This is a genomic window from Oleiphilus sp. HI0123 (assembly GCF_001635315.1).
The window spans coordinates 1-7,185 of the sequence record NZ_LWGE01001622.1; the positions used below are offsets into that span (position 1 = coordinate 1).

General features: G+C 45.8%; 10 protein-coding genes. 8 read left to right on the plus strand and 2 right to left on the minus strand.

What is annotated here, in order from left to right:
* Nucleotides 1-56: 56 nt before the first annotated feature.
* On the plus strand, nt 57-464 hold the full coding sequence (locus A3761_RS21770) for a DUF6524 family protein (RefSeq protein ID WP_068553254.1): 408 nt from the start codon (nt 57-59) through the stop codon (nt 462-464).
* A 47-nt stretch (nt 465-511) separates the two neighbouring features.
* Nucleotides 512-1,183 (plus strand): OmpA family protein, encoded by a 672-nt coding sequence (locus tag A3761_RS21775; protein WP_156490355.1) that lies wholly within the window; start codon nt 512-514, stop codon nt 1,181-1,183.
* A gap of 68 nt (nt 1,184-1,251) precedes the next feature.
* On the opposite strand, the gene A3761_RS21780 is transcribed toward A3761_RS21775, so the two are convergent.
* A complete protein-coding gene (locus A3761_RS21780) occupies nt 1,252-1,866 on the minus strand; it encodes a DUF2780 domain-containing protein (RefSeq protein WP_068513472.1) in 615 nt (204 codons plus the stop codon).
* A gap of 123 nt (nt 1,867-1,989) precedes the next feature.
* Nucleotides 1,990-3,675 carry a 2-isopropylmalate synthase gene (gene leuA / locus A3761_RS21785; protein WP_068553256.1) on the minus strand — a complete coding sequence of 562 codons (1,686 nt, stop codon included), beginning with the start codon at nt 3,673-3,675 and terminating at the stop codon, nt 1,990-1,992.
* A gap of 168 nt (nt 3,676-3,843) precedes the next feature.
* Here leuA and A3761_RS21790 point away from each other — a divergent pair, with 168 nt between their 5' ends.
* The 6 genes from A3761_RS21790 to A3761_RS21815 all read left to right on the plus strand — a co-directional run.
* The gene (locus A3761_RS21790; RefSeq protein ID WP_068512117.1) at nt 3,844-4,320 is read left to right on the plus strand and encodes an Lrp/AsnC family transcriptional regulator; all 477 of its coding nucleotides are present in this window, start codon (nt 3,844-3,846) and stop codon (nt 4,318-4,320) included.
* A gap of 73 nt (nt 4,321-4,393) precedes the next feature.
* A complete protein-coding gene (gene queC, locus A3761_RS21795; protein ID WP_068512115.1) occupies nt 4,394-5,050 on the plus strand; it encodes a 7-cyano-7-deazaguanine synthase QueC in 657 nt (218 codons plus the stop codon).
* A gap of 19 nt (nt 5,051-5,069) precedes the next feature.
* Nucleotides 5,070-5,897: a symmetrical bis(5'-nucleosyl)-tetraphosphatase gene (locus A3761_RS21800; protein WP_068512112.1), complete on the plus strand. Its 828-nt coding sequence runs from the start codon at nt 5,070-5,072 to the stop codon at nt 5,895-5,897.
* Complete coding sequence (locus A3761_RS21805) at nt 5,887-6,300, plus strand: DUF423 domain-containing protein (RefSeq protein ID WP_068512109.1); 414 nt, start codon at nt 5,887-5,889, stop codon at nt 6,298-6,300. The genes A3761_RS21800 and A3761_RS21805 overlap by 11 nt, the downstream gene beginning before the upstream one ends.
* A gap of 37 nt (nt 6,301-6,337) precedes the next feature.
* Nucleotides 6,338-6,538, plus strand: coding sequence for a sulfur carrier protein ThiS (gene thiS, locus A3761_RS21810; protein ID WP_068512106.1), 201 nt, complete (start codon nt 6,338-6,340; stop codon nt 6,536-6,538).
* 86 nt (nt 6,539-6,624) lie between these two features.
* The coding region (locus tag A3761_RS21815; RefSeq protein WP_068750867.1) for a thiazole synthase at nt 6,625-7,185 on the plus strand (561 nt) is incomplete at its 3' end.

Sequence of the window (7,185 nt, forward strand, 5' to 3'; positions counted from 1 at the left end):
ATGTGCATTGCTTATTATACTAAGAAGATAAATATTCTTTAACAGGTTCCCATTGAATGAAGAGCATTACATCCAAAGGCATCGCGATTCGCTTCGTTTTCGCTTTATTACTTGTATTATTGAGCTACAACCCAAGCACCTTTTCTTATTACCACTGGTTGCTCTCTTCTATATCAGAACCAACACCCTGGTTAGCCTTATCAGCAGTCGCCTTAATCATTGGCTGGGTTATTTACGTTAGAGCTACGCTAAAATCTTTAGGGCCCGTCGGGCTCACCCTCGCAGCGCTGCTCGTCGCGATTATTATCTGGGCATTAATCGATATTGGCTTAATTAGCATAAGTGAACCCAGTGCTTTCGTCTGGTTATTAGAAATTTTTATATCTGCAATTCTATGTTTGGGCATGAGCTGGTCTCATATTCGGCGCAGGCTATCCGGACAAGTTGACGTAGACGAAGTCTAAGCACCTTTTAGCACTATTTATATATACGGAAATAATGGAGCAAACTCATGTTGAATAAGAAAATCGTAAGCCTTACTGTTCTAGCATCCTTAACCAGTGCTTGTATGACCTATGACCCTTATACCGGTGAAGAAGAAGTATCAAGCGCAACGACAGGCGCAGTGACCGGGGCAGTCGCGGGAGCACTGATCGGGGTTGCAACCTCGAGTAAGTCTGACCGAGGCAAAGGCGCACTTATTGGTGCCGTTGCCGGTGGCGCTATTGGTGGTGGTGCGGGTTATTACATGGACCAGCAAGAAGCAAAACTAAGGCACCAGCTAAAAAATAGCGGCGTAAGCGTTAAGCGTGTGGGCGACGAAATAATCTTAGTGATGCCTGGCAACATTACCTTTGAAACGGGTAAGTCGGATTTACAGGCCAGTTTTGAGAAAATCATTCATTCTGTATCACTGGTCTTAAAGGAATTTGATAAGACTGCAATTGAAATCACCGGGCATACAGACTCCACTGGCGCGCTATCGTTTAATCAGACTCTCAGCGAACAGCGTGCTAACAGCGTTAAGTATGCACTCCAGACTCGTGGCATTGCCTCTGGGCGCATTCACTCTTCGGGTAAAGGGCCACGCTTCCCAGTTGCTTCTAATGACACTGCCGAAGGCCGTCAGGCTAATCGCCGTGTAGAATTAAAGCTACTTCCTTTAGAAAGCGCAGGAAAGTAAAGCCGTCACTTATCGCAATAAAAAAGGGCGCTCATAGCACCCTTTTTTATTCGTAATTTGCGATAGAACTACAAAATTGCACCTAAGCCTTTCTGTAGTAAACCACCAATATCGATACCTGAACCTTGCTCATCAGATGACTTAGAGTCTCCAGAGAAATATTCAATGGCCATCTGTGCGAACTTCAGCACCATATCCGGGCTCAAGCCTAAGGCTTCAAACTGTTTTGTGACTTCTCCTAGCGCGCCTAGTGAACCTGATGCGCCACTTACTTTAGACAGTATGCCACCTAAGCCCGCGCCTGAGCTATCACCCAAACTCGGCGCAGCCGCCAACATACCCTCAATACCAGGAATGCCTTCACTCAAAGAACCAAACTCATCGCCTGAAAGAGTTGTCTGCGCCAACTTTAACAAAGCACCCATTCCACCTTCAGCCTGGTCACTAGAAACTCCCAACCCTTGAGTCAAAGTAGGCAATAACCCCATCGCCATATCAACCATAGAACCCGTCTCAGATGCTTCTGCTGGCACCTCTTCACTCGCAGCTTTTGCTACTTCATTTGTCATGGTAGTTTGAGCAACTGGAGCCGCCTCTTTCTTACCAAAGATCGAGTCAAAAAAGCCCGCGGATGCTGTGCTGGCAGAGCTTAGCATTACTGCAAATAAAAGTGTTTTCTTCATATCGTTCCCTATTGTTATTACTCAGTAAAAATTATGATGAGCTGATGCTATCACAATTTTTCCCTTCACCCTCCTTCAATCAGGCTACCTTGCAAATTATTAACCTGCTAAAAGTTTAGTCGGCTATAAAGTGCCAGTAAGTCTATTGCTGGCTCCGTTTTGCTTGGCTATAAACTGATTATAAGCACTCATCACTGCATTCAAAGATGCCGTAACAATATCCTCATGAATCGCCACCCCCGAGAAGCGCTGGCCATTGATGTTGACCTGAACATAGGTCACTGCTTCAGCATCGGTCCTATGATCAAGCGCATGTTCAGAATACTCCAATACCTTCATATCACACGAAAATTGCGCATTCATGGCATCAACATAAGCATCCATCAAACCATGTCCCTGACCTGATACATTCACCGAACCTTGAGCAGTAAAGATCTGGGCCTCGATACTGTCATGCGTTGAGCGCTTCATCTCAAAAGGCCCTAGATGCACTGGAGACTGCTGTTCAATATATGTTTCCCTGAAAAGCGCCCAGATTCTATCGGAATCAACTTCACCTCCGCTAAGCTCCGCTTCTTTTTGTACTGCTGAGCTAAATTCCACCTGTAACCAGCGAGGCAAATTCAAGCCATAATCACGCTCTAGGCTATATGCGATACCGCCTTTGCCCGATTGCGAGTTAACACGAATAACCTCCTGATAACTACGCCCCAAATCAGTCGGGTCTATCGGCAAATAAGCAACTTGCCATGGATCTTCTTTTTTACGCACAGACAAGCATTTTTTAATCGCATCCTGATGACTGCCAGAAAAAGCGGTAAACACCAAGTCGCCAGCGTAAGGGTGTCGAGGGTGAACATCTATTTGTGTACACGCCTTAACTGTATGGATAATTTCATCCATATCAGAGAAGTTCAATTCAGGGTCGATACCTTGGCTATACAGATTCATCGCCATGGTAATGACATCCATATTTCCCGTTCGCTCGCCATTCCCCATCAAGGTACCCTCAACTCGTTGGGCTCCGGCCATAACAGCTAGTTCTGCTGCAGCCACACCACAACCTCGATCGTTATGGGTATGCACGCTCAAGATAATAGCGTCTCGACGTTTAACGTGACTTCCAAACCACTCAATTTGGTCAGCAAAAACATTCGGCGTAGACACTTCCACCGTGGCAGGCAAATTAATGATACAGGGCTTTTCTACACTTGGTTGCCACACATCAGTTACCGCATCGACGACTTCTACCGCGAAATCGACTTCTATCCCGGTAAAGCTCTCTGGTGAATACTGGAAAACCCATTCTGTTTCTGGCGCTTTTTCTGCTTCGCCTAGAACCTTTTGGGCACCCGCTACGGCGATATCAATAATACCTTGCTTTCCAAGCTTGAAAACCTGCTCCCGCTGTACCGTAGAAGTGGAGTTATAAACGTGAACAATCGCTCTACGCGCACCTTTCAAAGACTCAAATGTCCTCTCGATTAACTCGGGCCGTGCCTGGGTCAAAACCTGCAAAGTTACATCATCCGGGACCTGTTGCTCTTCAATCACCCAACGAACAAAGTCAAAATCAGGCTGCGATGCCGCTGGAAAGCCGACTTCAATTTCCTTAAACCCTACCTTGACCAGCAACTTGAACAAGCGTTTTTTCTGCTCAACTGACATGGGTTCTATCAAGGCTTGGTTTCCATCCCGAAGATCGACACTTGACCAAATCGGCGCACGCTCAATATGCTGATTAGGCCACTGGCGCGAGGGCAACTCTATACGAGGAAAAGCCTGATATTTACGGTGGTCAAATGACATCGCGATGCTCCTATACCTTACATTTCTAGAGAGATGAGTACTGCTCAACAATAGGGATATTATATGCGTCAATATGTAGTTATAGATTGCTTTTATTTCTTATTTGAACCAGAATTAAGCAATAAATAACCTTTTAAGCAACCTTTATTAGCATATATATCTAACCCTATGATCAAGATTGATAGAACTGACCGGCGCATACTTGACGCTCTACAGAAAGATGGAAGGATCAGCAATCTTGAATTAGCTGAAAAAGTCGGCCTATCACCCTCTCCCTGCTCACGAAGAGTCAAACAACTAGAGGAAAGCGGCCTCATATCTAAAACCGTCACTTTATTAGATAGAGAAAAGTTGGGGCTAAAGCTCACAGCTCTAGTACAAATCAGTATGGATAGACATACTAACGACCGCTTTGATACCTTTGAGGAAACATTGAGCGATTGCCCGGAGGTACTCTCATGCATGCTAATCACCGGGCAAGCTGCGGACTATATGATTGAAGTATTGGTGAGTGACATGGATGCCTATCAAGCTTTCCTCTTAGGCAAACTAACACGCATACCCGGCGTTACCGGTGTTCATTCCAGCTTTGTACTAAGAAAGATTATCGATCGAACTTCTGTTCCCTTGAACCATCTGGCCTAAGCCCGCTGTCTTTTTCCAGTTCACAGAGATAAAATGCCACACAATTCAACTGTAAGGACTATATGAGGAAGCTATGAGCGATAAAGTCGTTGTTATCTATTCCGGCGGAATGGATTCATTCACCCTGTTAAATCAAGCGATTGCTCAAGGTAAGAAAGTTTACGCCCTGTCTTTTAACTATGGTCAAAAGCATTCTAAAGAGCTTCACTACGCACAGAAGGTATGTGACGACTTAGGCCTGCCTCATAAAATTGTCGACATCACCGCAATCCATCAATTATTACTCGGCTCCTCACTCACGGATGACATTGAAATCCCTGAAGGGCATTATGAAGAAGAAAGCATGAAATCGACGGTGGTCCCCAACCGTAATATGGTAATGCTTTCTCTTGCGATCGCTTATGCAGTTTCAATAAAAGCCAGTGCCGTCTACTACGGCGCCCACGGTGGTGATCATGCTATTTATCCGGATTGTCGCCCTGAGTTTATCGAAAAGATGGATGCGGTTTCTAAAATCGCTAACTACGAAGCGGTTGATATTATTGCACCTTTTCAGGATATCAATAAGACAGAAATACTGAGCAAAGGGCTGGCAATGGGACTTAACTACGGTAAAACCTGGACATGCTATAACGGCAGAGAAAAGGCCTGTGGCAAATGCGGTGCTTGCCAAGAGCGACTCGAAGCGTTTTCAGAAAATAGCGCTGCCGATCCCCTTCCCTACGAATAATAACTAACAAGGAAAGCTTATGGCTCGTTATGCCATCGGTGACGTTCAGGGCTGCTATCAAGCACTCACCCGTCTACTCGACCAGATATCTTTTGACCAGAACCGTGACGAACTATGGTTCGCAGGAGACCTTGTAAATCGAGGCCCCGACTCGCTTGACTGTCTGCGCCTGATCAAAAGCCTGGGTAACCAAGGCGGACATCCTGCCAAGGTTATTCTTGGTAATCATGACCTTCACTTATTGGCTACCTACTATTTAAAGCGCCAGCCTAAAAGAAAAGACACCTTTGCTGAAATTTTTGCAGCAGATGACTGCCATGAATTGATGACCTGGTTACGCCATCAACCTCTAATGATATGGGATAAAGAGCAGAAGCTTGCAATGAGTCACGCCGGCATTCCTCATATATGGTCAACAGAGCAAGCCTATCGTTACAATCAAGAAGTTTCCAATGAGTTATGTCGCGGAGATTACGAAGCATTCTTTGACCTGATGTATGGCAATGAGCCCGCACTCTGGTCTGAGCACCACACGGGCATGATGCGCCTGCGTGCTATTACAAACTACTTTACCCGCATGCGCTTTGTTAAACAAAACGGTGCGCTCGACTTTGCCGTCAAAGAAACCCTCGACGATGCCCCCGATAACTATGTCCCCTGGTTCAGCCTGCCTCGGCCCGACAACACCATGCTAATATTCGGACACTGGGCGGCACTCTCGGGTAATACAGGGCTCACTGGCGCAAACAAAGACCAATTTCAAGCTATCGATACCGGCTGCGTCTGGGGTGGTTCACTTACTGCTTTAAACATCGATACTAAAGAAAGGTTCGCTTATGAAGCCTAATTCCCAGCTTATGATAGGCGCATTGCTATGCATGCTAGCAGTGATCTTGGGTGCTTTTGGCGCTCATGGCTTAAAAGCGATGATTAGCGAGCGCATGCTAGAAGTGTATCAAACGGGTGTTCATTATCAGATGTTTCACTCATGCGGGATTCTAGTGGTCGGGATATTGAGCCTGTTCAAGGAAGCTTCCCCTCTGCCACATTCGCAAAAGCTTTTAAACGCAAGTTATAGCTTCTTCCTGCTTGGCATCATAGTGTTTTGTGGTAGTCTCTATGGGCTTGCATTCAGTGAGGCATTTACTGGCGAAGCAGTCCGTCTCTTAGGGGCTATAACGCCTTTTGGAGGCCTGAGTTTTATTGCTGGTTGGCTGTGTCTTTTTCTAGCCTTTAGAAAAGCCAACTAGACCGCGTTATATAGATATACCCTGGTGGAAAACGACAATGATGATAAACCTGAATGGCGAACCCTATGAGCTAAGCACTTCACTCAAGCTGAGTGAACTGGCACAGCACCTGGATCTCGAGGGAAAACGCTACGCCATCGAAGTAAACGAAGAAATAATTTCCCGTAGTGAACACGATACCTACGAAGTAAAAGAAGGTGATAAGGTAGAAGTGGTCGTCGCAATTGGCGGTGGCTAGACATCTGAAGACCTTCTTTCAAGATTAGAAAAATCACTCAATATATTAGCACGCACTACAACCCAAGCAGCAATTAGAGTACAGCTATGACAGATACAACGAATATTAATACGCCTTTAACCGTTGCCGGTAAAACCTACCAATCTCGCTTGTTAGTTGGCACGGGAAAATACAAAGACCTGGAAGAAACACGCTTGGCCATAGAGGCTAGCGGTGCTGAAATTGTCACCGTTGCCGTTCGCCGCACCAATATCGGCCAGAACAAGGACGAGCCCAACCTACTTGATGTTATTTCACCTGATAAATACACCATCCTGCCCAATACTGCGGGCTGCTATACCGCTAAAGATGCAGTGCGAACATGTAAGCTCGCACGCGAACTATTGGGTGGACATGACTTGGTAAAGCTTGAAGTACTAGGCGATCAAAAGACTTTATTTCCTGACGTAACAGAAACATTGATCGCAGCAGAGGAACTGATAAAAGACGGCTTCAAGGTCATGGTTTATACCACTGACGATCCACTTGTTGCTAAACGCCTTGAAGAAATGGGCTGTGTTGCGGTCATGCCTTTGGGTGCTCCGATTGGCTCTGGCCTTGGCATTCGTAACCCCTACAACATCAAGCTAATTCTCGAAAATGCGAAG